Here is a 24,092-nt window from a genome sequence, read left to right on the forward strand (position 1 = left end):
CCTGCCTTACAAGCAGGGTGTCGGGGGTTCGAGTCCCTCTGCGCCCACCCAGAACATAACTCCCACTTTGTTCACCCAGCTGAATGCAGTATCGGATTTGGTCATGATGCGGCTTTCGGAGCTCGCACGTTTGGTCGTCGTTGCGAAGGGGAGGGCAAAGTCATACCCGCGAGTTCTCCATCTGGTCAGTGCCGAATGCAGGGCTGCTTCAGCCCATCATCGCCAGAGCCTCTCGATCCCTGTACTGAGCGGTAACTAGCTGCCACTAGGCGTCGTGCGTCTTAACGTTTCTGAGCTTCACTTCGTGACCGCGGTCATAATTCTTGCTACTATAACTTTGTGAGTTCAAGTCCGCGTGTAGCTCGTCGTAGAGAGGCGACACGGCAGAGGATTGTCGAGACGGCCCTAGAGCTGTTTCTGACGCAAGGGTTCGAGCAGACGTCGGTTGCTCAGATCTCGGAGGCGGCAGATATAGGTAAGGGAACGTTTTTTACCTATTTCGCGACGAAGCAGGACGTACTGTCCTTTCTGGGTGAACAGGTGATGTCCGTCATGGCGGCTGCCGACAGCCCGGGCGCTGGTGCGGCTGTGCGACTGCGGCGGGTATTTTCTGCTGCAGGCAACTGGTTCATGGATAACGAAGCATCTGCCCGCCAAATGTGCATTGCTCGGATGTCGTCTTTGAGTCAGCGGGATGTCGGATCGTCACGGGGTCCGCTGCTCGCCTTGTTGGAATCGATCGTCGTTGAAGGGATGGAATCTGGCGAGTTCCGTGCAGTAGATCGTGATACCGCTGTGACAATGATCGCGTCAGCGTACTTCGCGCCGGTGGCACAGTGGACGTGGGGACATGCGGGCCCGCCCTTGCCACAACGGTTGATGGCTCTGCTGGAGCTTGTGCTTGTTGCGCTGGTGGCCTGATCGTGTCCGCAGACTTCCGAAGCTTGGTGGCGGTACGTAACACAACGGTGGGTACAGGTACTCTCACACAACTGCAGACGCCGTTAGAGACTACGAAGCCGACTATAAGTAGCAAGGCAACGCACGCTGGGGTCTACACCAGGATGTTAGAAACCTGTCTGCGCGCCATGATGCAGGCCAAATCGGCCTCTCATCACATTGGTTGTTCCCATCCGTGGGTCGTCGCCAACTCCAACTCTCGTGTTTGTTTCCGCCATGCGGGGCTTAGCATCTCGCTGCCCACAGTTGTCTTCGGTTGTTTCGTTGCTACTTGGAGGGCATCATGACCGTCTCCTTTGTTGAGGCAACCCTGGCCAATGGCGGCGGTAAGGCGGCGAATCTGGGGGAGCTACAACGGGTTGGATTTCCCGTCCCTGACGGCTTCGTAGTTAGCGCCGACATATACCGCGATGCTGTGGGCCAGATACCGGTAGACACCCTGCTGGATCGGGGACCTGAAGCGGTCCGAGCTGCTGTGGAAGCTGAGCCCATCCCACCTGGCGTCGCCCGGGAGATTGTTAACCGCCTGGCCGATTTGGGTGAGGGCGTCGCGGTGGCTGTGCGCTCCTCAGCAACCGCAGAGGATCTGCCCGAAGCGTCCTTCGCCGGGCAGCAAGACACCTTTCTAGGCGTGGTCGGCGTGGATGCTGTTCTAGATGCGGTACGCCGATGTTGGGGATCGTTGTGGACCGCCCGCGCTGTCGATTACCGCCAACGCAATGGTTTCGACCACCACGAGGTTGCCATCGCAGTCATCATTCAGCGTCTCGTTGACGCCGACACCGCTGGCGTTCTGTTCACCCGTAATCCCATCACTGGCAGTGAGGAAACACTCATCGATGCCTCGTGGGGGCTTGGTGAATGCGTCGTGTCCGGTGCCGTCACGCCCGACCAGTACCGCACCACTTCCACGACGATCATCGAGCGTCGTCTCGGCACTAAGCAAGCCCGTACCGATCGCTACCAAGCAACCTTGCGAACCACCGATGTTCCGTCACGCGACCAAACCCGCCTCTGCCTCACCGATTCCCAAGTGCTTGAGCTCGCAAGCCTCGGGCACGCTGTGCAGGATCATTATGGCACCGGCATGGACCTCGAATGGGCCTATACGGGCACCACTCTCTGGCTTCTGCAAGCTCGCCCTATCACCACGGCTGCCGAGATCCGAGAGCCGCCAACGACAACGGTGTCCGGACATCGGATCAGTAAGGCTTCCCGTGCGTTCCATACTGACCTGATTGAGCACTATCCGGGACCCTACCCGCTTGACTTGGCCGCGATCATCCCCATGCACCGTGAACTTCAGATCGGTATGGCCAGCATCGGCATTCGTTCCACACCCGTTGACCAACTCATCAACATGGAATCCGACGGCACTATCACCGCTGCCTACCCAGACATTAACCTTGGGTGGCGCCTTGCTCGTATCCTCAAATACCCGGCCCCCGACCCAGCTGGCTGGCCCATCGTAGAAGCCCAGTACCACAGTCAGCTCACGACCATCCTACCCGCAGACCTTCTCGCCGTGCCCGATCAAGACCTGTTGTTGTTGCTCGACCAGATCCTCGCGCTTGTCAGCAGTATCGCCCGGATACGGTTCCTCGACTATGTCGGCCCAGCGCAGCTCACTGCCCTGAAACTAAGGCTTTACCTGATGCTGGCCCGTTGTCGAGGCATCGACGTCTACGACCTACTCGGCGACCTGGACTATAAAACCGTGGCCATCGATAACGCTCTGCGGCGGTTGGCTGCCCTTGACCCTGACAGCACCAACTATGAAAGCGCCTATCAGCGATTCCTGGACCAGCATGGTGCCCGCACTCCCCAGCTGTACCTTCCTTTCTCCCACCGCTCCTGGCGCGAAGACACGAGTAGTCTAGACGCAACTCTCGAAGCCGTGCGCCGAGCCGAACAACGTCCCGCCGAGACGCGTTCCCATCAAGAATTGGTCAATGGCATTATCCGTCGACTACCGGCTCCGGCTCGCCGTGGTTTCAGGCGCACCTTAAAAGCTTGGCGAGACGGACATGTTGCGCGTGAAGCTTCGGTATATCTCATCGAGGAGGCTTATGTGACCGCGCGACTTGTAACCGATGAGGTCGCCACCCGGCTGTGGCGCAGGCAGGCCCTCAAAGCTGTAGATCAGCTCAAGTACCTTACCTTGGTCGAGATTCAAGAAGCACTTACCGACTGTGCTGCGGCTCGCCGCACCTACGCGGTCGCCTGTCAACGTGAAGCTGCCCGTCCACGGGCCGCCGCAGCGTGGTGGGCGCCGACCGGTCAGAGGCCTGGTGAGATGCTCGCTGGTGCTGCTGGAAGTCCCGGCCAAGCCACAGGCCCGGTCCGAGTGATCGCCGGACCCGAAGAATTCGACCAGCTCCAGCCTGGCGACATCCTGGTGTGCCACTACACCGACCCATCCTGGACACCCCTGTTTGGTCTGGCTGGCGCAGTAGTCGCTGAGACCGGCGGGCGCCTCTCTCATGCTGCCATCGTCGCCCGCGAATACGGTATCCCAGCAGTCATGGGAGCAACGGCCGCCACCACGATACTGGCGAACGGTCAAACCATCACCGTCAACGGAACCAATGGCACCATCACCGTCTGATCTGTGGAGGTTCGTATCCACGCACCCGCAGGAGCCACACTCGCATTGCACGCTCGTGCTTCGAGCGTTGTGGTTACGGATGAGGTTAAGTGGCTCATCGTATTTGAGGGTGTAATCGGGGTCTGAATCTGCCGGTTTTGAGGAGGCAGCGGGCGATGTAGTGGGTCAGGTTTCGGAACCCGAGTGCGGAGCCGTGGAGGTGTTCGAGGCGGCCGCCGAGGGCTTCGGTGGGTCCGTTGCTGGTGCCTGTCTTGCGAAGTAGGCCAGGATGTCAGTGGTGCGGCGTTGTAGGGTTCGTCCTAAGCGGCGCAGCTCGAGAGATTCCCATTGGTCAAGTCTGGTCTTGTCCGCTTGTAGTTGGCGCCAACGTGCCAGCGCTTCGTGAAACGTTGGGTCGGGCTCAACTGGGGCTGCTTGGCGTCTCCGGGAGTCGGCCCAGTCGGCGACTGCGAACAGCCTGTTCCATGCCTTTGTCGCGACGACCTCACTGTCGTAGTTCACCAGTGTTCCGTGCATGATTCCGTTGCGGGCAAGTTCGGTGGTTTCATCCACGCTCAACTTGTAGTGGCTCTTGATGAATGACTGGTGGGCGTGGCTGAGGCCGAGGTGGTGTCCAACGACGCTGTCCCAAGCAACCATGTCCTCGGGGGACCGCGCATGCAACCCCTTGCGTTGAGCGGTGTCCAAGTCGTTGACGAACCCATCCATAACTGAGAGTAAAACGAGAACGGTGCTGTAGAAGCGACCTGCTTCATAGTCAACCAGGGCCTTTTGGAGCAAGGGGATGCGCGGCCGCATCTCGTCGAATCGGTTCAGTCGGCGAAGCGGGAATGCAATTCGGTCCTGCGTTTGGTAATACTCGATGAGCCGCCGCTCAGCGACCTCAGGGTCTTGAGCTGAGATGATTTCAGCGATCGTTTCTAGATTTAGGTCGCCAGTGAAGACCCAGTTTCGGGGACCCAATAGCGTATAGAACGCGTCGACAGTATCGGTGATCCGCCGATGCTCTTTTTGGAGGCGCTTGAGTTCTTTCGGCTGGTCTCGTGGCAGCAGGAATCCCAGCAGTCTGTACGCAGCCATCTGCTGCTCCAACTCCCTGACTGAGGGGAGATCGCGCGCAGACCCGTAGGGGGTTGCCGGTGGATGCTCCGTCATGTCGATAACGCTAGCGGTGAGCGCAGGTAACCCGTGACGGACCGCACTCCTCCGGTTCGTGGACGTGCGACACACGTCATCGCGTTTCACCCACACCGTGCCTCGATGGACTTCGAAGCGTTTCGCAACAGCAGTGGCACTCTGACCGTCGCTCCGAGCGGTTCGGATCGCGTCCACTTCCTCCGGCTTCAGTGGTGTTCGGGCTGAGCCCACCCGCGTCCACTTAAGAGAGACGACTGAAACTTACCCCGCCTGGTGGCGGGGCAGTCTTGCGTTTGTGGTGACTTGGGCTCTCAGGGACTGCCTTGGTGGCGGCAGCCGGTTCTTGAGTTGACGAAGTATCGATTTCAGTTGTGACAAAATATAGATTTGAGCTATGACGGATTATCGATCTCGTGTCGTGGATGGTGAGTTGTTCCGGCGCATGACGGCTATGGGGGGCGGTACTCATTGACGGGCCCAAGGCGGTCGGGAAGACGAGGACTGCTGAGCAGGTTGCGCGCACGATGCTCCGCATGGACGTAGACCAGGCAGCTCGCGCGGCACTGGAGATGGCACCCGAACAGCTGTTTAGGAACCCGTCCTCATCGTGTTCGACGAGTGGCAGGAAACCCCGGAACTGTGGAATCTCGTGCGCCGCGCAGTCGACGATCACGCCGGGAAGGGCCTGTATGTCTTGACTGGTTCCTCCCGATCCCGGGATGACACGAAGATGCACTCTGACGCTGGGCGGATCGCTCGGCTGCGGATGCGGCCGATGAGCCTGTTCGAAACTGGGCACTCCACCGGCGAAGTCAGCCTGCGGCGACTGCTGGAGGGGGAGGAGCCGGCCGGGACAAGCGCAGGGTTGGCGGTGGAAGACCTACTGGAGCGCATCGTTATTGGCGGCTGGCCAGATCTGCTTGACGCCGGTGAACACGAGGCATCGCTGTGGCTGCGAGACTATCTGCGCACTGTGGCCGAGGTAGATGTTCCTGGACTCGGGCCACGCCGGAACCCTGGCAATATCGAGAGACTTCTCACTACTCTCGGGCGGGGGGCTGGGACGCCGCTGAATCTCTCGTCTGTGGCTGAAGATGTGGGAGGTGCCAGGGGCGTGTTGCCGCCGAGACCTTGACCAACTACCTTGACGCACTCGACCGGCTCATGCTGATCGAACCGATTCCCGCATGGCGCCACCATATGCGTTCCCGGACCCGACTACGCGCCGCGGCCGTTCACCACTTCGTGGATCCCTCGCTGGGCGTCGCCGCGCTCGGTGTGGGAGCTGATGGACTGCGGCGGGATCTTCCTGCTGCGAGGCTCCACTTCGAGTCGCTTGTGATGCGCGATATTCGCGTCTATGCACAACCACTGGACGGGACGCTGTCATCATGGCGGGACTCCCAGACTGGGCTCGAGGTTGATGCGGTGCTCGAACTGCCGGACGGTAGATGGGCAGGCATCGAGGTCAAGTTGGGTGAGGCTGCTGCGGACGCAGCAGCGGCATCACTTGTGCGCATGGCCGCCAAAATCGACCAGGACCGTCACGGCACGCCCGCTGCTCTCATTGTCGTGACAGGCGGTCGCTACACCTACCGGCGTCCCGACGGCGTCTACGTCGTGCCGATCACGGCGTTGGGGGCCCTGAGCAACCCAGTCACCGAGGCAAGTTTCGACAAGCCTCCCGCTAGGAGATCTCGTGATTTGTCCGGCTCGATGAATGAGTCGGTCAGCGAGAAGTGACCGTTCTCTGAGACGGTTCGGCACGTGGACGACCACACACGCGTGTTCCGTCTGCCGCCGATTTCGTCCATGCCTGTTGAGTACCTGACACCCGCCATCGAGGACCGAGCACTCGAGGTGCAGGGCCTTCTGGCTGAACGTGGCCAGCACCGAGCCCCTTCTGTTCCCGATCTGCTCATCGCGGCCACCGCCGAGATCACTGGACGCGTGGTGTTGCACGTTGACAAGGGCTTTGAATTGATCGCTTCGATCACCAGTCAACCGATGCAACGCCTGTGATCAGCCTGTCCTGCACCAGCATCATGCTGGGCCATCAACTTGGGTACACCTCCGCGTGGGGCTGGTTCCTCTCCTCCGCCCTCACAACTACAGTGGAGCCGTGAATGACGACTCCTGGCGTAGCAGCACGGCCCGCGTGGAAGGTCCCCCGTCGGTGTCCTATGCGCTGCTGGATGCTTCTGGTGCATCGCTCGCCTCGCGCGGTGAGAAACAGCGCTACTACGCGGCGAGCACCATCAAACTGCACATCATGCTCGCAGTACTGCAGAAGGTAGAGGCTGGCGAGTTGGGTCTCGACGACGTGCTCACCGCGACGCGCACCTTTGTTGGGTGCGATGGGAGGCCCTTCACGTTGACCGGTGATCACCTCCATCCTGAGTTCCCGGAGGAGGGCGCTCCGCTCACCGTCGAGCAGGCGGTGTATCTGATGATTTCCCGTTCGAGTAACGAGGCCACCAACATGTGCCTGGCGTTGCTGTCAGGCTTTCCGAAAGTTATTGCCGACGTGTGCCGACGGCTCAATCTGGTGGGTACGAAGGTAGAGAGGCAGATCGGCGACGCGGTAGCGGTCGCTCGTGGGCTCACGAATGAAACCTGTGCCATCGACCTCGCATCGACGATGCATGCCATTCGGTACGATGATTTCCTGAGCGAGGAGACGCAAGGAGTTGCGCTCGCCGCGCTGCGAGACCAGCAGATGCCAGTGATCACACGAGCTGTTTCGGATGCCGTCGACTACGGCTCAAAATCCGGTGAGATCCCCGGTATCCGCCACGACGTTGCGTTCATCGGGGAGACTGGGCTGTCGCTCGCCGTAATGACCTCGGGAATGGGCGAGGCAGAAGCAAACGAAACCATCGAGGCACTTGCGATGGCGCTGTTGTCCGTCAAGCGCCAAGACGGTTGAGTCGGCCTGTCGGTCCATGCCGAAATCCGGGGGATAATTTCGATACGCCGCTTCGCGGCTACTCAATCATCGGTGGGGGCGCGCTCGCTACTCAGCCATCGGTTCGGGACGGCAGCGGGTCGGTGGTTGCAGCCAGGAGGGGCAGCGCGAGCCCGGGGCCGGGCAGGAGGCTCAGCATTCCGTCTCGCTCGACGTAGCCTCCCTCGGGCACATCATGGGCGAACCATGCCGGGGGATCCAGATCAATCATCGTCACGGCCGGATGCATCAGCGCTAGGTGGGCAGCTGCGGTAATCGAGATGCGGGGCTCCATCATCGCACCCACCATGCACTCCAGACCCGCCGAATGCGCGAGCTCAGCAATCTCCAGCGCCGGCTGCAGGCCGCCGGTTTTCGCCAGCTTGATGTTGAGCAGGTGGGCGGCGTCGGCGTCGATGAGACGCTTCGCGTCATCCGGCGACCAGACGGCCTCGTCGGCCATGATCGGGATAGGCGACTCCCGTTTCACCTGCGCAAGCCCCTCCAGATCCGCGCGCGGCACTGGCTGCTCGATCAGATCGATCGGCAAACCATCCTCCACAAACCGGTGCAGCAACGCGATGGCGTCGCGGGCATCCCACCCCTGGTTCGCGTCGAGACGCAGCCGAATCTCGGGTGCGGCATCCAGCACCGCACCGAGACGCCGACGATCCTCCTCGGGGTCGGCCCCGAGCTTGATCTTGAGAATCGAATAGCCATCCGCGACCGCCTCGCGCGCGTAACGTGCCATCGTCTCCGGCTTGTCCAGGCTCACCGTCATATCGTTGGCCATTGAGCCACGTAGTCCCTCGCGCACGGCATCAGCATCGAGCGACGGTTCAGCTAGCCTTCCCAGCAACTCGCCTAACGCCAGTCCCTGAGCCTTGGCGAGCGCATCGTGCAAGGCAACATCGACGGCAGCCCTTGCGCTGGTTGCCTTAGGCGTGGCCGCGACGAGCGCGTCGGTGATCTGGCGCAGCGTGCCACGGACACCCACCAACGCGTCCCGAACGGGACCGTTGATCGCGCGCATAATCGACTGCGCGCTCTCACCCGTCACCTTCACCGTCTCCGCAGCAGAACCCTGCCCGACGACGGAGCCATCAGGCGTGGCGAGTTCGACGTCGGCAACGACGTAGTCCACCGCATCGGTTCGCCGCGCTGCCGTAATGAATGGCCTGGTAAGGGGCGATCGGTGCCCGTGTACCCGGACATCGACAACATGGAGAATCTCATCTGCAAGGGGCTCAGCCACGATGACAACCTGCCTCAGAACCCAGCCATGATTTGCGCTGCAGCCAGCCCGATCCACGTGCCGAGCAGCGCGCCGATGAGCGCGTAGAGCACGCCGACGGGTGCGAGGGCCTTGTTGTATGCCGCAGCCACGACGGGCGCAGAGGCCACGCCGCCGATGTTGGCGGTGGACGCGACGGCTAGAGAGAACAGCTCGGTGCGGGAGAGCTTCGCGTAGATCACCATGATGATTGCGTGGATGAGCAGCACCAGGAAGCCGCACGCGATGTACAGCGGCGCTTGGGTGATGGCCGAGAAGTCCGACCCGGAGGCAATCTGGCCGATGACGAGGAACAGCATGAGGGTGGCCACTTCGTCCGTACCTGCGAGCTTTCCGAGCGGCGTCTGCGCCGCAATCAGGCCGAGTATCGACACGATGATGATCGTCCAGGCGCTGGAGTTAATCACGTCGCCGATATCCGGCAGCATCTTGCCCAGCCAGATCGAGAAACACGCGACGGCGATGGCGCCGAAGCTGCTGATGGCCAGCGATTCGAGCGTGATCGGCTTCTTGTCAGCGTCAAGGTTGCCCTCGTGGCGCGTGAGGTAGGTGTCGCCTGCCTTAGTGAACTTGTTGAATCGATCCGAGACCGCGACGGAGGAGAACATCGCCATCAGCCACACGGAGTACACCAGCGTGTCGGTGATCAGGGCGTAGCCGAAGAGCGTCTCGGGGCCTTGCAGAATGTCCTGGACCGCGACCATGTTGGCGCTGCCGCCAGTCCAGGAAGCGAGCATCGCGCCGAACACCTTCCACGAACCGTCGCCGAGGGCTGCGCGGAAGATCCAGTAGACGCCAACGACGGCCACAAACAGCGATGTGCTCGCCACCGCCATCGTGAGCAGCAGCTTGGGGCCGAGTTTGATGATCTTTCGCAGATCACATCCGAAGAGGAACAGGAAGATCATGGCGGGCAGTGCAACGCTCTTGACCTCGCTCAACGGGGCGGTGACCTCCTCTGCGCTACCGAACACGCCCAGCGAGTTCAGCGTGGCGCACAGCAGATACATCAGCACCATGCCAGGCACGTACTTGAAGAACTTTGATTCGGTCTTGCGCTCAAGGACGATGAGCGTCGCAGCGAGGGCCATGATGACACCGAGCATGACGAGTCCGTTGTCAATCACGAGTTACTCCTTCAGGTCGGGTGGCCCCACCAATGCACACATTGCGCCCAGCCGAGCCGACGAACAACAACCTCGGTGAAGGAACCGAGCCGCTGCGGACTTGTCACAGGACGCTGAGATGCCTTCGAAGAGGATCGGCTGGGAGATTACACGAACACGATCTGTCATAGAGCGGGTTTCTCAATTTCGCAGATACCCATGCTCGTGCACTTCGCCCCGGGGCGGAGGAGGCTCACTGGTAGTATCTGGCTCGCTCGTCCCCAACCCAAGGCATCCATGATTGAACAGTACCCCTGGCTGGCCATCCTTCCCCCTGCAGTCACCATCGTCTTAGCCATCGCAACCCGCAAGGTGAAGATCAGCCTCGGACTCGGCATCGTTGCTGCCGCGTTGCTATTAGCCGACTTCAACCCGCTGCACATGTTCGTCGAAATCTGGAACGGGTTTGCCGCCCAGTTCTGGGAAGAGGGCGCATTCAGCACGTACAACCTGTTCATCCTGGTGTTCCTCGTGATGCTGGGCGCCATCACGTCGTTCGTCTTTATGTCAGGTGGTACAGCGGCGTTCTCGGAATGGGCGTCGAAGCGCATCAAGTCGCGACGCGGTGCGCAGCTCTTGGCGTTGGTGCTTGCACTGGTGCTGTTCATCGACGATTACTTCAGCGCCCTCGCCGTCGGGCAGGTATCCCGCCCCATCACCGACCGCCACAATGTCTCGCGAGCAAAGCTGTCGTACATCGTCGATTCGACCGCTGCGCCCATGACGGTGCTGGTGCCGTTCTCCTCCTGGGGTGCCAGCATCATGGCACTCCTCGCACCCGTGGTTGCCAAATCTTCGCTGGATAAGAGCGACCTGGGCACCTTCCTCGGCGCGGCAGCTGCGAACTACTACGGCATCGCTGCGCTCGTGCTGGTCATCGTCGCAGTGTTGTTGCAGCTCGACATCGGCAGCATGCGCACGGAAGAACGTCGCGCGATCAAGCACGCCGACGTGCACGAAGAGGGCGCTGAAATCCCCGGCGAGCTGTCGGAAGATCTGCCCATCCACGACGACGGCGCCAAGCGCGCGCTCATCGTGCCCTTCGTCGGGCTCATCATCGGTGTCGTCACGACGATGTACCTCACCGGCTACATTGCCTCGGGCAATCCGAACCCGATCGCCGCACTTGGTAGCACCATGCTCACCGAGTCGCTCGTGATTGGCGGCGGCGTCGGACTGCTGCTGGCACTGTGGTTCTACTGGAAGGCCACGAAGGACAACGACGACTTCACCTGGAGGACGGTGCTGCAAGGGTTCTGGGAGGGCTTCAAATCCATGTGGCCGGCCATCGCGATCCTGCTGCTGGCTTGGACGCTCGGCACACTCATCGGTTCGCTGGGCACGGGCGAATTCCTCGCTCAGCTGGTGGAGAACTCCGATCTACCCCCGGCCTGGCTGCTACCGGTGATGTTCGTTGCCGCCGGATTCATGGCATTTTCGACTGGTACCTCGTGGGGTTCATTCGGCCTGCTCATCCCCATCGCGGGCGATATCCTCCTCAACCTTGGCGCCGATGACCTGCTCATCGCGGGCCTGGGCGCGGTGCTCGCAGGCGCAGTGCTGGGCGATCACATCTCTCCCATCTCGGATACCACCATCTTGTCTGCCACCGGTTCGCAGGCGAACATCATCACCCACGTCGAAACCCAGCTGCCCTACTCCATGGTGGCTGCCGGTTCAGCACTCGTGGGCTACTTCGTTGCGGCTACCACGAAGAGCGTTCTGCCTGGACTTATCGCGACGCTGGTGGTCATGGGCATCCTCGTCTACGTGCTGCAGCGCATGACGACGGTGCTCGTCGACGAGATCCCCGAATCTGAGCAGGCGGACATCGAACCAGTGAAGTAAACATGGCGCATTTCTTCGAACGAACCCCGATTCCTGAGCTCTATCGGTGGTTCGCCGGGCAGACGCGCAGCACGTCGCCGACGTGGGAGCGCCTCTGCCTCTGGATCGCTGTTCAACCCTGGCTAGTCGAACGCCTCGACGCACTGCCTGGCCAAGCGCGACAGCCAAACCGCTTTCTCGCAGCACTCCAGTTTCACGACGCTCCACTCGAGCCAGGCCCTGCCCTCCACAACTGGCTCGAACACCACTGGGAAACCGTTCGCCGAACCATCATCGAACGTCCCACCCAAACCAACGAACCCGGCAGGCTCAGGGCGCTCGCACCGCTGTGGGCGTCGTTACCGCAGCCCGTATCGCTCCTGGAACTCGGCGCCTCCACCGGGCTCTGCCTTCTGCCGGACCTGCTCGGATTCGACGACGTCACCGTCGCGGCACGACTGGGCGTCGACACCAACCCTCTTGACCCACGCGACGAGGACACTCGCCACTGGCTGTGCTCACTGGTGTGGCCAGGCGAGGACGAAAGGAAACGGCGGCTCCAACACGCACTCGACGTGGCCGCCACAAGGCCCCCTGAGGTGCGGACAGCCGACCTCGAAGAGACCCCAGAACGCTGGATCCCAGATCTCGTCGACGAGCTCCGCGCGCGCAGCCCGGAAGCCACCGTCGTCGTGTATCACTCCATGGTGCTCGGATATTTGCCGCGTGCGAAGCGGCAGGAAGTCGTTGATGCGGTGCGGGGGAGCGGAGCGCGATGGGTGGCGTTCGAGCCGCGTCAGGTGCTCGCATCGTTGTGTGAACAGTCGGTGCCCGACGCGCCCCCGTGGGGCGACACGCTGCTCACCCTCGACGGTGTACCCCGGGCATGGTGCCAACCGCACGGGCTCCGCATCGAGTGGATCAGCCCCGAGTGAGCCTCACACTTTCAGCTGTTTGAACTGGAAGAACACTCGCGAATCCCAGTCCTTCGTTGACTTGTTGAAGTCCCAGCAGATGACAATGACCGCCGACGATGGGCCGCTGGGATCGAGCATCAGTGTGGAATCGGGGTCGTAATCACTCACCATCACCCTCGACGCCTTCGTGAACTCATAGCAGACGATCTCCCCGTTAGAGCCGTGCACCTTGAGGATGTCGCCCGGCTGCAGGGCGGATTGCCCGCCCTGGAACAGCTCGTTGCCAAGCGCTGGTCTGAGGCCCGGCCGGTATGTGTGAATGGTGAGCACGATCTTGCCGTGATCGGATCCGGGCTTCGGGCCACCGCTCCACCAGGCGGCAGAGCGTCGATCATTCAGTGGCGGGGCGGGGATCTGTCCGCCTTTGGTCGCCTTCGGGATGACCTGTTCGTGTGCACCCACTCGTTCGATGGTGTACGAAGAAGGCTTGAACGCCTTTGCAGGGTTCGCGCACTGCTCCGATCCTGGCCTCGCTGTGGACGGCGTCGGTGAGGGAGAGGGCGATGGCGACGGCGTCGGGCTGGGTGAGGGAGATGGCGACGGAGTGGGCGTCGTAGAAACGGAGATGCTCGGCGTAGGGCTCAGCGTCGGTTCTGCCGTGTGCGAGTCGCGTGGCCACCAGATAATCGCTCCCACGAAGAGTAAAAGCGCCACGGCGATGGCGACCGCGAGGACGATCCGGTTCTTGGTCATCTGCACGCATGCAGCGTAACCGAAACGAGCGCTCCGATAAAGGCTCTATCCAAATGCGCGTTCCATGCGGCGAAAGCTGCTCAGTCGCGTCTCGGACAGCGCACCGGTGCGTACTGCCTCGTCGAGCGCACATTCCGGCTCGGTCGAGGTGTGTGTGCAGCCTCGCGGGCATTGCTCGACGAACTCGGCGAGGTCTGGGAACGCGCCGACGATGGACGAGGGGTCGACGTGGCTGATACCAAACGACCGCACACCAGGGGTGTCGATGATCCAGCCGCCTTGAGGCAGCTGGAGTGCGAGCGCGGACGTCGAGGTGTGGCGCCCCTTGCCCGTCAAGTCGCTCACTGCGCCTGTCTCACGATTTGTGCCGGGCACGAGCCGGTTGACCAGGGTAGATTTTCCGACGCCCGAGTGCCCTACAAAGACGGTGACCTCGTCGCGCAGGAGTTCATGCACTGGAGCGAGGTCAGAGGCGGGGTCGCTCACGACAATGGGAATGCCGAGGGGCTCGTAGGCTGAACGCAGCTCGTCGGGCGTAGCCAGATCAGCCTTCGTGAGGCACAGCACCGGGTCGATGCGCGCGTCGTACGCCGCGACGAGGATACGGTCGATCATCCCGATGCGCGGCGGCGGGTCTGCCAACGCGGTGACGATCATCAGCTGGGTGGCGTTCGCGACGATGGGACGTTCAAACGTGTCAGCATCGTCGGCGGAGCGCCGCAGCATCGTGGCGCGCTCTTCCACCTCTACGATGCGGGCGAGTGTGCCGTCGTCGCCGGAAACGTCGCCGTCGAGGCGTACGCGATCACCGACGATGACACCCTTGCGGGGGATGAGCCGCCCACGAACCGCTGTGACTCGCCGGTCGTCGACATCGCAGCGGTAGCGTCCCCTGTCGATCGACACCACTCGTGCTACGGGGAGGTTGGAGTAGTCAGGGCGCTCTTTCGTGCGCGGCCGGGTGCGCCGCCGGGGACGGTCGAAGCCCGCGTGGTCATCGTGGTAGATGCTCACACAAGCTCCGCCCACATTTGCGGGAAGTCGGGCATGGTCTTCGACACACATTCCATGTCGTTGACGCTCGACCCCTTGGCCCTGAGCCCCAGGAGCGCCGCGAAGTGCACCATTCGGTGGTCAGCGTAGGTGTCGAACTCGAGGGGCTTGGGCGACCCACCGGTGATGCGTAACCCATCATCCAACTCCTCGACGCCAATCCCGGCAGCTGAGAGTTGCTCGGCGAGCGCGGCAATCCGATCGGTTTCGTGCCCACGGATATGCGCGACGCCGGTGATCGTCGTGGTTCCCTCCGCCAGCGCCGCCAGCGCAGCGACGATAGGAGTGAGCTCGGAAGCGCTGTGCAGGTCGATGCGTCCGGGCGATGTGAGCTGGCCGTCGCCGCTCAGCGTGACCACACCATCCCGAAACTCGACGCGGCAGCCCATGGAACGCGCCACGTCGAGGAACGCTGCCCCCGGCTGGGATGTCTCTGCCGGCCACCTCGGCACGGACACCGCGCCTCCGGCCACGGCAGCGGCGGCGAGGAACACCGCGGCATTCGTGAGGTCAGGCTCAATACGGGTGTCGAGCGCAGCAACCGGCCCTTCCGCCACGCTCCACGTACGCTCGTCGATCTCTCGAGCATCGACGCCGCGGGCGCGCAGCATATTGAGCGTCATCGCAATATGAGGCCGCGACGGGAGCGACGCTCCCTCGTGCCGGATGGTGAGACCACCTCGAAGACGAGCCCCGACGAGCAACAGCGCGGACACGAACTGGCTGCTGGCGGAAGCATCGACGGTGATCTCCCCACCCTGCGCATCGCCAGGGGTGACGCTGAAGGGGAGTTGATCACCGTCGACGGTCGCCCCGAGGACGCGGAGCCCGTCGAGCAGCCCTCGCATGGGGCGCTTGCTCGCATGTGGATCACCGACGAATGACACGGTGGCATCCCCGAGCAAAGTGACCGCAGGGATGAAACGCATGACGGTGCCAGCCAAACCGCAGTCAATCTCCGCAGGCCCGCGCACCGGGCCCGGAGTGACGTGCACCGTCGAATCGTCGTCGACGCGAATCTGCGTGCCCAAGCCGCGCAGGGCGTCGATCATCAACTGGGAATCTCGAGAGTGCAGAGCACCCTCGACGCGGCTGGGCCCGTCGGACAGCGCCGCCAACACGATGGCTCGGTTGGTCTCTGATTTCGAGCCGGGCACAACGACGCTGCCCTCGATCGGCCCATCAGCCGAGGGGAGCGCAGTGCTCAACGCTGCACCTTCTTGGCCTGCTTTTTCGCGGCCTTCTTCGCCTTCTTCGCCTGCTTACGGGCCTGTTTCTTGGCCTTCTTCGCGTGAGACTTCAGCTGACTCGGCGAGAGATTGCTGTTCGACTTGGATGCGGAGTCGATGCGATGCCCGGCACGCCAGCTGAGGCTGGGGCGGCCGTGGAGGTCCATCGAGCCGACGACGGCAGCGCCCAGCAGCGCGAGACGTTTCATCACTTCGGCACGGCCGGCCTTCTTCTCCTCGGCGGAGGCATCTTCGGAGGGGGCGACGATGGCGGCATCCAGCGCGGCTGCGGGGATGAGGAGCGCAGCTCCAAGGCGACGACCAATGCCTGTGGCGTACATGAGGCCGCCCAGCACCTTGCAGGCGCCGCCGATGCGCACCCACGTCTCGGCGCGCTCGGGAACCGACGAGGAGTATGCGGCCGGAACTACGCGCTGTACCAGCGGGACGGCCTTCTCAGTGGCGCCTTCGGCCTTCGAAGCGAGCTCATCCGTCTTGCGGAATGCTTCGATGCCGTCGACGATAAACCAGCTACCAAACAGGGAACGTGCTGCGAATCGAACAAGACTCATACCAGCCAGCCTACCTGCTCACTAGAGCTTCATGCGCGTGTTTCACCGCAACGCTCGCGTTCATCGTGGAACACCGCCTGGAATGTGACATCCAACTAGCTTGTCAACTCCGGAATAGAACGCCTTCTTGCTGCGTTTGGTTGAACATGGCGCAGATCGCATCCACGACGAGGAACATACGGCCACTCGCGGTGTGCTGTGCGCTACTGTGTGGGGTGATGAACACGTCCACCGAGGTTGCGGAGGCGCCTGACTCCTTCGAAGACGAGGCGTTAGCGCTCATTGACCGCCTGTACGGTGCGGCGCTGGGTATGACGAAGAATCCTGCGGATGCCGAGGACGTGGTGCAGGAAACGTACGCCAAAGCCTTCAAGGCCAGAGATTCGTTCAAGCCGGGCACCAACCTCAAGGCCTGGCTCTACCGGATTCTCACCAATACCTACATCTCGCACTACCGCAAGGCTCAGCGCTCTCCACAGATCTCCGGTGCGTCCGACATCGAGGATTGGCAGATCGCCAACGCTGCGTCGCACGATTCCCGCGGCCTGCGCTCGGCCGAAATGGAAGCACTCGATCAGATTCCCGACGGCGCCGTCGCCGATGCGTTGGGCAACCTGGGAGAGCAGTACCGCATCGCTGTGTGGCTCGCGGACGTCGAAGGATTCTCCTACAAAGAGATTGCCGAGATCATGGATACGCCGATGGGCACCGTCATGAGCAGAATCAATCGAGGGCGCAAGCAGCTGCGAGAAGCACTCGCCGACTACGCCATCGAGCACGGCTTCCTGCGAGGGGAGGAACAACGATGAGTGATTTCTCTCACGAACACGATGAAGTCGATGAGTGCGTCGCCGCGCTCGAACGAGTGCACGCGTTCCTGCATCATGAACTCGTCGACGCCGATGCCGACGCGATTCGCCACCACCTGCACGCCTGTGAGCGATGTATGGAGAATTTCGAGATTGAAAGCACGATCAACGAGATGATCCGCCGCTCTGCAGCGACGAAGGCGCCCTCATCGTTGACCATCAGAGTTCAGTCGCTGCGCATCAGGCGTAGCTGACGTCCACACTTCGTGCCGCGCATCAAAAAGCCCCCACCATCTGCTGGCGGGGGCTTCGTCACGTCAGGCGTTGGGACGCTTGCCGTGGTTGGCCTGGTTCTTACGACGCGCGCGACGCTTACGACCTCTCTTACCCATGCTGATACTCCTTGCTTGATGTTGCAGCAGTCCATTGTGGCACAGTTATGGTCATGCTTGATGCCGATCTCCTCACAGATTCCGAATGGTTGGATGCTTTCGTCGACCAATGGCATGTGCTGGCGGACCTGAGTTTTTCCGATTTGGTGCTGTGGAGGCCCGTCGATGAGGATGGCTCAGCGTTCCTGTGCACGAACCAAGTTCGTCCTGTGACGGGGCCGACGGCCATCGAACACGACATCATTGGAGAGCGCATCTCGTTCGAGGAAGCCGACCATCCGGTGTTTGGCGCTTGGATGACCCACGACATCGTGGAGACCAGCGATAACGCGCTCGGAGCGGGAATTCCCGTCGATGTCTGGGCCATTCCCGTGTTTCGACGAGAGCAGGTGATCGCCGTCGTCGAACGCCATACCAACCAGATGGGCGTGCGTGTCACAGGAGGATTGGAGGAGAACTCGCTCGAGATTGCCGACGTGCTCGCCCACATGCTTGTGCGTGGAGAATTCCCTCTGCTTCAACCCGCAGACAAGGCGCTCGCGCCGAAGGTGGCCGACGGCCTACTGCGCGTGCAGCCCGACGGCATGATCACCTACGCGAGTCCAAACGCGGTGACCGGATTTCGTCGCCTGGGCGCGGTCGGGGATATTGAGGGGGAGACGTTCCGCGAGCTCACCAGCGGGCTGCGCGAGGGTGTCGAAGGCGTGGGACAGACCGTGCAAGGCGATCTGGACGGCACGCTCAGCCTGGAGTTTGAGCTCAGCCGGGACAACGCGTCGATGCGGTTCCTCCTCATGCCACTCTGGCGAGAGCGACGATCCGCCGGCATGCTGGTGCTCTGCCGCGACACGACGGATCTGCGACGTCGCGACCGCATGCTCGTCACCAAGGACGCCACGATCCGAGAGATCCATCACCGCGTGAAGAACAACCTCCAGACGGTCGCAGCGTTGCTGCGAATGCAGTCTCGACGTCTGGAGTCGCCCGAAGGGAAGGAGGCGCTGCGTGATGCGATGCGTCGCGTGAGTTCTATCGCCGTCGTGCACGAGACACTCAGCCAGTCGCTCACCGAAGACGTCGAATTCGATGACATCTGCGACAAGATTCTTGACATGGTCGGAGACCTGGCTGCTGCCTCGGGCACGGTCAAGGCCGAGCGAATCGGATCGTTCGGTGTCGTTCCAGCCGGGGTTGCCACGTCGCTGTCGATGGTGGTGACGGAACTGTGCCAGAACGCGATCGAGCACGGCCTGCATAGTTCGTCGGGCACGGTACAAGTGATCCCTGAACGCACCGACGAGACGCTCTACATCCGCATCCGCGACGACGGCGCAGGACTACCGGAGGGGTTCACCTTGGGGCATCAGCGCAGCCTGGGATTATCGATCATCCAAACCCTCATCGGCGACCTGTCCGGAACGTTCGAGTTGCGGAACCGAGACGGGGCCCAGGGCACGGAAGCCATCATTGCGCTACCTTTAGCGCAGATGCGCGCCAAAGGTAAAGGAAAGGGGTAGCGACGGTTAGTTGTTGCGCAGGCGCGTGCGGGCGTTGCGGCGCTTGATGGCGCGGCGCTCGTCCTCGCTCATACCGCCCCAGACACCGTGGTCTTGGCCGGCTTCGAGGGCCCAGGCGAGGCACTGATCCATGACCTCACACTTGTGACAGATTTTCTTCGCTTCTTCGACTTGAGCCAAAGCAGGGCCAGTGTTGCCGACCGGGAAGAAGAGCTCGGGATCCTCAGTCAGGCACGCAGCCTTATGACGCCAGTCCATCCAACACGCTCCTTCCAACGTCGCCTCGACAACCAAACCATTGAACGATATCCCGGAACACTCCGTGGGACAAGACCTTTTGCCTACTCAATGGGCGATGGTTTGAGATTATGTGCGCCGAACGGCCATGGCAACGGCGCGCTTACTTGTGTGCTCTTTTCAGCATACAAGCGGCTAGACCACCGGCATAGGGTTTTCGTCGAGCATTGGCAGGAAATAGGGGAATGCGGGATGCTTATGGGTATGCCTGAAGCCTTACGTCGACGACTCAGCCCCTGGCCTTACGGAGCTGCGGTCGTCATGACTGCCCTCACCGCGGCCATCATCGTCGGGGCCGGTGTGTGGGCGCTGGTTTCGCACACACAAGCGCTGGGATTAAGCGTCGGTATTGTGCTCCTCATCTACGGGCTCATCATTGCGGGCGTAGCGGGGCTCGCATGGGTACGGCAGCCATTGGCATGGGGGTTGCTCGTCGCAGTGTCGCTGCTGAATGCCTGCACCGCCGCATCGTTCCTGCAAACCGAGTCATCAGGCCAGTGGTGGCTGGCGCTATCTTGGCTGGCGTTTGCCATTGCCACGGGCGTGTTCTCGATGCTGCCGCAAACGAGAGCGGCCCTACAGCGTTAAACTGCAGGACCGCTCTCGTCATCGTCGCTTATTCGTCGTCGTCATCCAATCTGGCAAGCCAGGATGCGAGGCGCTCGATCGGTGTCTCGAACTCCGGATTGAGGTCAACGAAGGTTCGCAAGTGCTCCGCGAGCCACTCAAACGAGACTTCCTCGTCACCTCGACGGTCGACGAGTTCTTCCAGCCCTCGGTCGGTGAAGTACAACTCATGCCTCCATCGCGCGACGCATGAGTTCTGCTTCTTCTTCCAGGTGGCGCTTCGCGGAACCGACGGAAGGTGCCGACGACCACGGCCGGGTGATCGGCTTGAGCGTGATCTCCTGATCGGGCAGATGCTTGCGCAGCGCGTCCACGAGATGCAGTGCCATGAACGGCCAAGCGCCCTGGTTTTCGGGCTCATCCTGCACGAAGCGAATGTCGGTGACATGCGCGTACCGCTGCAGGATCTTGGCTAGATCCTCGTCGGGCAGTGGGTAGAGGCGTTCGAGGCTGACGATAGCCACCTTGCCCTCCAAGCCCTGCTTCTCGCGGGCCTTGACGAGATCCCATCGGATCTTGCCGGAGCACAGCAGCACGCGCTCCACCTTGCCGGCATCCGTGATCGACGGATCGTCGAGCGCGGGGTGCCACCTGCCCGAGGTGAACTCGTCGGGCTGCGACGTGGCCAGCTTGTTGCGCAGCATGGACTTCGGCGTCGCGATGACCAGCGGGCGGTGGTAGTTCACGTACGCGTGGTTGCGCAGGAGGTGGAAATGGCTCGCCGGGGTGGACGGCTGGCACACAGCCAGCGCATTCTCGGCGCACAGCTGCAGCCACCGTTCAATACGCGCCGAGCTGTGGTCGGGGCCCTGACCTTCGTAACCGTGCGGCAGCAGCAGCACGACGCCCGACTTCTGGCTCCATTTCGCGTCGGCGGAGGAGATGAACTCGTCGGCGATGATCTGCGCGCCGTTGGCGAAGTCGCCGAACTGAGCCTCCCACAGCACAAGCGCGTCGGGGCGCGCCACCGAGTAACCGTACTCGAAGCCCATCACGGCATATTCAGACAGGAGCGAATCGTAGATCTCGAACGGAGCCTGATCGTCGGTGAGGTGCTTCATGGGCACGTAGGCTTCATTGGTGACACGGTCAACGACGGCAGCGAAACGCTGCGAGAACGTACCGCGACGGGTGTCCTGCCCGGACATGCGCACCGGACGCCCCTCCATCATGAGCGACCCGAAAGCGAGCAGCTCTGCGGTAGCCCAGTCGATGGGCCCTTCGAGGATCGACTTTGCGCGACGCTCCATCTGTGGGAGCACCTTCTTGTGCACTTGGAATCCCTCAGGGAACGTGCGATGTGCTTCGGCGATGCGGCGCACTGAGTCGGGTGTGATCTCCGTGAGACGCTGGTCAGGCTTGGTGGGGTAGTAGGGCACCTTGCGGTACTCCTCATCCACCTCGTCCTGGCTCTCGCGCATCTCCTTGAACACGCCCTCGAGCCGTTCACGGAAGCGGTTCATGACGTCCTCGGCGTCGCTCATCGAGATATCGCCACGTCCGATCAGCGACTCGGTGTAGAGCCGCCTGGTGGAGCGCTTCTGTTCGATGAGGTCGTACATCTTCGGCTGCGTGAAGCTCGGATCATCGCCCTCATTGTGGCCGCGACGGCGGTAGCAGACGAGGTCGATGACAACATCCTTGTGGAACGCCTGCCGGTATTCGAACGCAATGCGCGCGGCGCGGATGCAGGCGTCAGGGTCGTCGCCATTGACATGCAGCACCGGAGCTCCAATGGCCTTGGCGACGTCGGTGCAATAGGTGGCAGACCGAGACTCCACGGGGGAGGTGGTGAATCCCACCTGGTTGTTCACCACGACATGGATGGTGCCACCCACCTTGTAACCGCGCAGCTGGCTCATCTGGAGCGTCTCGAAGACCACGCCCTGCCCAGAGAATGACGCATCACCGTGCAGGAGGATGGGCAGCACGGGGAAATCGTCGCCGCCGAGCACGTCCTGCTTCGCGCGGGTAATACCCATGAGCACGGGGTTCACAGCCTCGAGGTGCGACGGGTTCGCCGCCACCGAGGTCTTGATCGACTTCCCGTTTGACGCGACGAAGACACCTTCGTTGCCGAGGTGGTACTTCACATCGCCAGTGCCCTTGGTGTCGGCGACGCCGTCAAACTCGCGGAAGATCTGCCCATACTTCTTGCCGACGATGTTGGCCAGCACGTTCAGCCGTCCACGGTGAGGCATGCCGATGCACACCTCGTCGAGCGAATCATTCGCTGCGCGCTGGGCCACCTCATCGAGTAGCACGATGAGTGATTCGCCGCCTTCCAACGAGAAACGCTTTTGGCCGACGAACTTCGTCTGGAGGAAAGTTTCAAAGATCTCGGCTTCGTTGAGCTTGTCGAGGGCGTGCATGTGCTCTTCGTGGGAGAGGGGGGTGCGTGCCTGCTCGAGGCGCGACTGGAACCACGTGCGCTGCTCGTTGTCTGCAATATGCATGTACTCGACGGCGAGCGTGCGGCAGTAGGAATCCTGCAGCCTAGCCAGAATGTCACGCAGCGTCATGTAGCGACGCGGCTCGCCACCGAGCGTGCCGATGGGGAACTCGCGATCCAAATCCCAGATGGTGAGGCCGTGGGCCTCCAGGCTGAGTTGCTCGTTGCTTCGGGCACGGTATTCGAGCGGATCGGTGTCTGCCACGAGGTGCCCGAATGCGCGATAGGCGTTGATGAGCTCAATCACCCGGGCCTGCTTCGACACCTGATCCGGGCGATGCGCGGAAACATCCGCAGCCCAACGCAGCGGCTCGTAGGGGATACGCAGCGCCTCGAAGATTTCGTCGTAGAACCCGCTGTTGCCCAGAAGGAGCTCGTGAAGCACCTTGAGGAACTCGCCGGATTCAGCGCCCTGGATAATCCGGTGATCGTAGGTGGAGGTGAGCGTGGTCATCTTCGAGACCCCGAGCTCCAAAATTCGGGAGCTCGACATGCCCTGGAACTCTGCCGGGTAGTCGATATTGCCCACACCGAGGATGAGCCCCTGGCCGTTCATGAGGCGCGGCACAGAGTGGTTCGTGCCGATGCCGCCGGGGTTGGTGATGGTGGCAGTCGTCTTCGCGAAGTCGTCGACGGTGAGCTGGTTGTTGCGGGCCTTCGCCACGACTTCTTCGTAGGCCGACCAGAACTGCGCGAAGTTCAGCTCCTCGCAGCCCTTGACGTTGGGTGCGAGCAGCTGGCGCTTGTCGCCCTTCTTCACGTCGATGGCGATGCCGAGGTTGATCGACGGGTTCCTGACGAGGTTCGGCTTGCCGTCAACGACGTCGTAGCCGTTGTTCATGGCGGGCACAGCCTTGATGGCCTGAATCATCGCGTAGGCGATGATGTGGGTGAACGAGACCTTGCCGCCCTTCGTGCTCTTGAGGAAGTTGTTGATGGTGGTGCGCTGGTCGATGACGAGCTTCATGGGCACCGAGCGCACCGAGGTGGCCGTCGGCATCGTCAGCGACGCTTCCATGTTCTTCGCCGTGCGCATGGGCGCGCCACGGAGCACGGTGTACGAGGGCTCCTTCGCTTCGACCTTCGGCCGGATCGCGGGGCTCGGGGCGTTCGCCGACAGGCCAGCGCCGCTGCCGGGCTGCGTCGGTGATTCCTTCGTGGTCTGCACCTGTTCCGTGGCCGGGGCATTCGCACTGGGTGGCGTCGGATGGTCGCCGGAGGTGTTCGTCTTGTCGGCGGCATCAGCGGTGGACAGCTTGGGTTTCGCGTTAGCGCCGACGGGCGTGGTCTTCTTCGCAGGCGACGGCGTGGGTTGCGGCTTCGACGGTTCGCTGGCAGCGGCTGGCTGGTGCGGTGCCGGCTGGCCCCCTCGCTCCTTTGCGAAGTAAGCCTGCCAGGAGGCATCGACGGATTCCGGGTCGCGCTCATAGGCGTCCCGCATCTCGTCAATTAACCACGCGTTGGCACCGAATTCGTCGTTGGGCTGAGCTGTAGACATCTGTGCGTGTGGCTTGGCCACGTCCCTCTCGTGTGTT

At 62.0% G+C, this 24,092-nt stretch carries 22 protein-coding genes and 1 pseudogene; 13 read left to right on the top strand and 10 right to left on the bottom strand.

The window, feature by feature from the left end; genetic code table 11:
- Nucleotides 1-339: 339 nt before the first annotated feature.
- Both Q0X68_RS09110 and Q0X68_RS09115 read left to right on the top strand, forming a co-directional pair.
- The gene (locus tag Q0X68_RS09110) at nucleotides 340-921 is read left to right on the top strand and encodes a TetR/AcrR family transcriptional regulator (RefSeq protein ID WP_108871879.1); all 582 of its coding nucleotides are present in this window, start codon (nucleotides 340-342) and stop codon (nucleotides 919-921) included.
- A 322-nt stretch (nucleotides 922-1,243) separates the two neighbouring features.
- Nucleotides 1,244-3,568: a PEP/pyruvate-binding domain-containing protein gene (locus Q0X68_RS09115; protein WP_297750596.1), complete on the top strand. Its 2,325-nt coding sequence runs from the start codon at nucleotides 1,244-1,246 to the stop codon at nucleotides 3,566-3,568.
- A 94-nt stretch (nucleotides 3,569-3,662) separates the two neighbouring features.
- Here the strand turns inward: Q0X68_RS09115 and Q0X68_RS09120 are convergent.
- Nucleotides 3,663-3,886: pseudogene (locus Q0X68_RS09120) on the bottom strand (transposase); the annotation flags it as partial.
- Between the two features lie 1,426 nt (nucleotides 3,887-5,312).
- Between Q0X68_RS09120 and Q0X68_RS09125 the strand changes: the two are divergent.
- From Q0X68_RS09125 to Q0X68_RS09140, 4 genes are all read left to right on the top strand, one after another.
- A complete protein-coding gene (locus Q0X68_RS09125) occupies nucleotides 5,313-5,840 on the top strand; it encodes an AAA family ATPase (protein WP_231974539.1) in 528 nt (175 codons plus the stop codon).
- Between the two features lie 29 nt (nucleotides 5,841-5,869).
- Nucleotides 5,870-6,448 (top strand): DUF4143 domain-containing protein, encoded by a 579-nt coding sequence (locus Q0X68_RS09130; RefSeq protein WP_297750603.1) that lies wholly within the window; start codon nucleotides 5,870-5,872, stop codon nucleotides 6,446-6,448.
- A 24-nt stretch (nucleotides 6,449-6,472) separates the two neighbouring features.
- The gene (locus Q0X68_RS09135; RefSeq protein ID WP_297750606.1) at nucleotides 6,473-6,727 is read left to right on the top strand and encodes a hypothetical protein; all 255 of its coding nucleotides are present in this window, start codon (nucleotides 6,473-6,475) and stop codon (nucleotides 6,725-6,727) included.
- Between the two features lie 100 nt (nucleotides 6,728-6,827).
- Complete coding sequence (locus Q0X68_RS09140) at nucleotides 6,828-7,634, top strand: serine hydrolase (RefSeq protein WP_197709446.1); 807 nt, start codon at nucleotides 6,828-6,830, stop codon at nucleotides 7,632-7,634.
- Nucleotides 7,635-7,725: 91 nt separating this feature from the next.
- On the opposite strand, the gene Q0X68_RS09145 is transcribed toward Q0X68_RS09140, so the two are convergent.
- Both Q0X68_RS09145 and Q0X68_RS09150 read right to left on the bottom strand, forming a co-directional pair.
- Nucleotides 7,726-8,907 (bottom strand): dipeptide epimerase, encoded by a 1,182-nt coding sequence (locus tag Q0X68_RS09145; RefSeq protein WP_297750609.1) that lies wholly within the window; start codon nucleotides 8,905-8,907, stop codon nucleotides 7,726-7,728.
- Between the two features lie 14 nt (nucleotides 8,908-8,921).
- A complete protein-coding gene (locus Q0X68_RS09150) occupies nucleotides 8,922-10,073 on the bottom strand; it encodes a DUF819 domain-containing protein (protein WP_297750612.1) in 1,152 nt (383 codons plus the stop codon).
- A gap of 276 nt (nucleotides 10,074-10,349) precedes the next feature.
- On the opposite strand from Q0X68_RS09150, the gene Q0X68_RS09155 reads away from it, so the two are divergent.
- A complete protein-coding gene (locus Q0X68_RS09155) occupies nucleotides 10,350-11,960 on the top strand; it encodes a Na+/H+ antiporter NhaC family protein (RefSeq protein WP_297750615.1) in 1,611 nt (536 codons plus the stop codon).
- Between the two features lie 2 nt (nucleotides 11,961-11,962).
- A complete protein-coding gene (locus Q0X68_RS09160) occupies nucleotides 11,963-12,874 on the top strand; it encodes a DUF2332 domain-containing protein (protein ID WP_297750618.1) in 912 nt (303 codons plus the stop codon).
- A 3-nt stretch (nucleotides 12,875-12,877) separates the two neighbouring features.
- Here Q0X68_RS09160 and Q0X68_RS09165 read toward each other — a convergent pair whose 3' ends face one another.
- Entirely contained in the window at nucleotides 12,878-13,318 is a 441-nt protein-coding gene (locus Q0X68_RS09165; protein ID WP_297750621.1) for a class F sortase, read from the bottom strand.
- A gap of 7 nt (nucleotides 13,319-13,325) precedes the next feature.
- Here Q0X68_RS09165 and Q0X68_RS09170 point away from each other — a divergent pair, with 7 nt between their 5' ends.
- Nucleotides 13,326-13,628, top strand: coding sequence for a hypothetical protein (locus Q0X68_RS09170; protein ID WP_297750624.1), 303 nt, complete (start codon nucleotides 13,326-13,328; stop codon nucleotides 13,626-13,628).
- A 26-nt stretch (nucleotides 13,629-13,654) separates the two neighbouring features.
- On the opposite strand, the gene rsgA is transcribed toward Q0X68_RS09170, so the two are convergent.
- The 3 genes from rsgA to Q0X68_RS09185 are packed head-to-tail and all read right to left on the bottom strand — an operon-like array spanning nucleotide 13,655 to nucleotide 16,463.
- A complete protein-coding gene (rsgA, locus tag Q0X68_RS09175; protein WP_297750627.1) occupies nucleotides 13,655-14,623 on the bottom strand; it encodes a ribosome small subunit-dependent GTPase A in 969 nt (322 codons plus the stop codon).
- The gene (gene aroA / locus Q0X68_RS09180) at nucleotides 14,620-15,870 is read right to left on the bottom strand and encodes a 3-phosphoshikimate 1-carboxyvinyltransferase (RefSeq protein WP_297750629.1); all 1,251 of its coding nucleotides are present in this window, start codon (nucleotides 15,868-15,870) and stop codon (nucleotides 14,620-14,622) included. Before aroA ends, rsgA begins: the two co-directional genes overlap by 4 nt.
- Entirely contained in the window at nucleotides 15,867-16,463 is a 597-nt protein-coding gene (locus Q0X68_RS09185; protein WP_108871888.1) for a DoxX family membrane protein, read from the bottom strand. The genes aroA and Q0X68_RS09185 overlap by 4 nt, the downstream gene beginning before the upstream one ends.
- 218 nt (nucleotides 16,464-16,681) lie before the next feature.
- On the opposite strand from Q0X68_RS09185, the gene Q0X68_RS09190 reads away from it, so the two are divergent.
- The 3 genes from Q0X68_RS09190 to Q0X68_RS09200 all read left to right on the top strand — a co-directional run bounded on the left by Q0X68_RS09190 (nucleotide 16,682) and on the right by Q0X68_RS09200 (nucleotide 19,181).
- The gene (locus tag Q0X68_RS09190; RefSeq protein ID WP_174202246.1) at nucleotides 16,682-17,272 is read left to right on the top strand and encodes a sigma-70 family RNA polymerase sigma factor; all 591 of its coding nucleotides are present in this window, start codon (nucleotides 16,682-16,684) and stop codon (nucleotides 17,270-17,272) included.
- Nucleotides 17,269-17,526 carry a zf-HC2 domain-containing protein gene (locus Q0X68_RS09195; RefSeq protein ID WP_297750634.1) on the top strand — a complete coding sequence of 86 codons (258 nt, stop codon included), beginning with the start codon at nucleotides 17,269-17,271 and terminating at the stop codon, nucleotides 17,524-17,526. The genes Q0X68_RS09190 and Q0X68_RS09195 overlap by 4 nt, the downstream gene beginning before the upstream one ends.
- A 191-nt stretch (nucleotides 17,527-17,717) precedes the next feature.
- Complete coding sequence (locus tag Q0X68_RS09200) at nucleotides 17,718-19,181, top strand: sensor histidine kinase (RefSeq protein WP_297750636.1); 1,464 nt, start codon at nucleotides 17,718-17,720, stop codon at nucleotides 19,179-19,181.
- 6 nt (nucleotides 19,182-19,187) lie between these two features.
- On the opposite strand, the gene Q0X68_RS09205 is transcribed toward Q0X68_RS09200, so the two are convergent.
- Nucleotides 19,188-19,439: a WhiB family transcriptional regulator gene (locus tag Q0X68_RS09205; protein WP_108871892.1), complete on the bottom strand. Its 252-nt coding sequence runs from the start codon at nucleotides 19,437-19,439 to the stop codon at nucleotides 19,188-19,190.
- A gap of 300 nt (nucleotides 19,440-19,739) precedes the next feature.
- Between Q0X68_RS09205 and Q0X68_RS09210 the strand changes: the two genes are divergently transcribed.
- Complete coding sequence (locus Q0X68_RS09210) at nucleotides 19,740-20,066, top strand: hypothetical protein (protein WP_297750639.1); 327 nt, start codon at nucleotides 19,740-19,742, stop codon at nucleotides 20,064-20,066.
- Nucleotides 20,067-20,094: 28 nt separating this feature from the next.
- Here Q0X68_RS09210 and Q0X68_RS09215 read toward each other — a convergent pair whose 3' ends face one another.
- Together Q0X68_RS09215 and Q0X68_RS09220 are read right to left on the bottom strand one after the other, a co-directional pair.
- The gene (locus tag Q0X68_RS09215; protein ID WP_297750642.1) at nucleotides 20,095-20,271 is read right to left on the bottom strand and encodes a DUF6104 family protein; all 177 of its coding nucleotides are present in this window, start codon (nucleotides 20,269-20,271) and stop codon (nucleotides 20,095-20,097) included.
- A 1-nt stretch (nucleotide 20,272) separates the two neighbouring features.
- Nucleotides 20,273-24,055, bottom strand: a complete 3,783-nt coding sequence (locus tag Q0X68_RS09220; protein WP_297750668.1) for a multifunctional oxoglutarate decarboxylase/oxoglutarate dehydrogenase thiamine pyrophosphate-binding subunit/dihydrolipoyllysine-residue succinyltransferase subunit — start codon at nucleotides 24,053-24,055, stop codon at nucleotides 20,273-20,275.
- Nucleotides 24,056-24,092 lie beyond the last annotated feature (37 nt).

Origin of the sequence: uncultured Tessaracoccus sp. (assembly GCF_947286155.1) — a bacterium.
Taxonomy (GTDB): Bacteria; Actinomycetota; Actinomycetes; order Propionibacteriales; family Propionibacteriaceae; genus Arachnia.

What these genes read in the sequence shown, in the direction of transcription:
- Q0X68_RS09115 (WP_297750596.1), top strand. Translation starts at nt 1,244, where the DNA reads ATGACCGTCTCCTTTGTTGAGGCAACCCTGGCCAATGGCGGCGGTAAG.
- Q0X68_RS09130 (WP_297750603.1), top strand. Translation starts at nt 5,870, where the DNA reads ATGCTGATCGAACCGATTCCCGCATGGCGCCACCATATGCGTTCCCGG.
- Q0X68_RS09155 (WP_297750615.1), top strand. Translation starts at nt 10,350, where the DNA reads ATGATTGAACAGTACCCCTGGCTGGCCATCCTTCCCCCTGCAGTCACC.
- Q0X68_RS09160 (WP_297750618.1), top strand. Translation starts at nt 11,963, where the DNA reads ATGGCGCATTTCTTCGAACGAACCCCGATTCCTGAGCTCTATCGGTGG.
- Q0X68_RS09170 (WP_297750624.1), top strand. Translation starts at nt 13,326, where the DNA reads ATGGTGTACGAAGAAGGCTTGAACGCCTTTGCAGGGTTCGCGCACTGC.
- Q0X68_RS09185 (WP_108871888.1), bottom strand. Translation starts at nt 16,463, where the DNA reads ATGAGTCTTGTTCGATTCGCAGCACGTTCCCTGTTTGGTAGCTGGTTT.
- Q0X68_RS09190 (WP_174202246.1), top strand. Translation starts at nt 16,682, where the DNA reads ATGAACACGTCCACCGAGGTTGCGGAGGCGCCTGACTCCTTCGAAGAC.
- Q0X68_RS09195 (WP_297750634.1), top strand. Translation starts at nt 17,269, where the DNA reads ATGAGTGATTTCTCTCACGAACACGATGAAGTCGATGAGTGCGTCGCC.
- Q0X68_RS09200 (WP_297750636.1), top strand. Translation starts at nt 17,718, where the DNA reads ATGCTTGATGCCGATCTCCTCACAGATTCCGAATGGTTGGATGCTTTC.
- Q0X68_RS09205 (WP_108871892.1), bottom strand. Translation starts at nt 19,439, where the DNA reads ATGGACTGGCGTCATAAGGCTGCGTGCCTGACTGAGGATCCCGAGCTC.
- Q0X68_RS09210 (WP_297750639.1), top strand. Translation starts at nt 19,740, where the DNA reads ATGACTGCCCTCACCGCGGCCATCATCGTCGGGGCCGGTGTGTGGGCG.
- Q0X68_RS09220 (WP_297750668.1), bottom strand. Translation starts at nt 24,055, where the DNA reads ATGTCTACAGCTCAGCCCAACGACGAATTCGGTGCCAACGCGTGGTTA.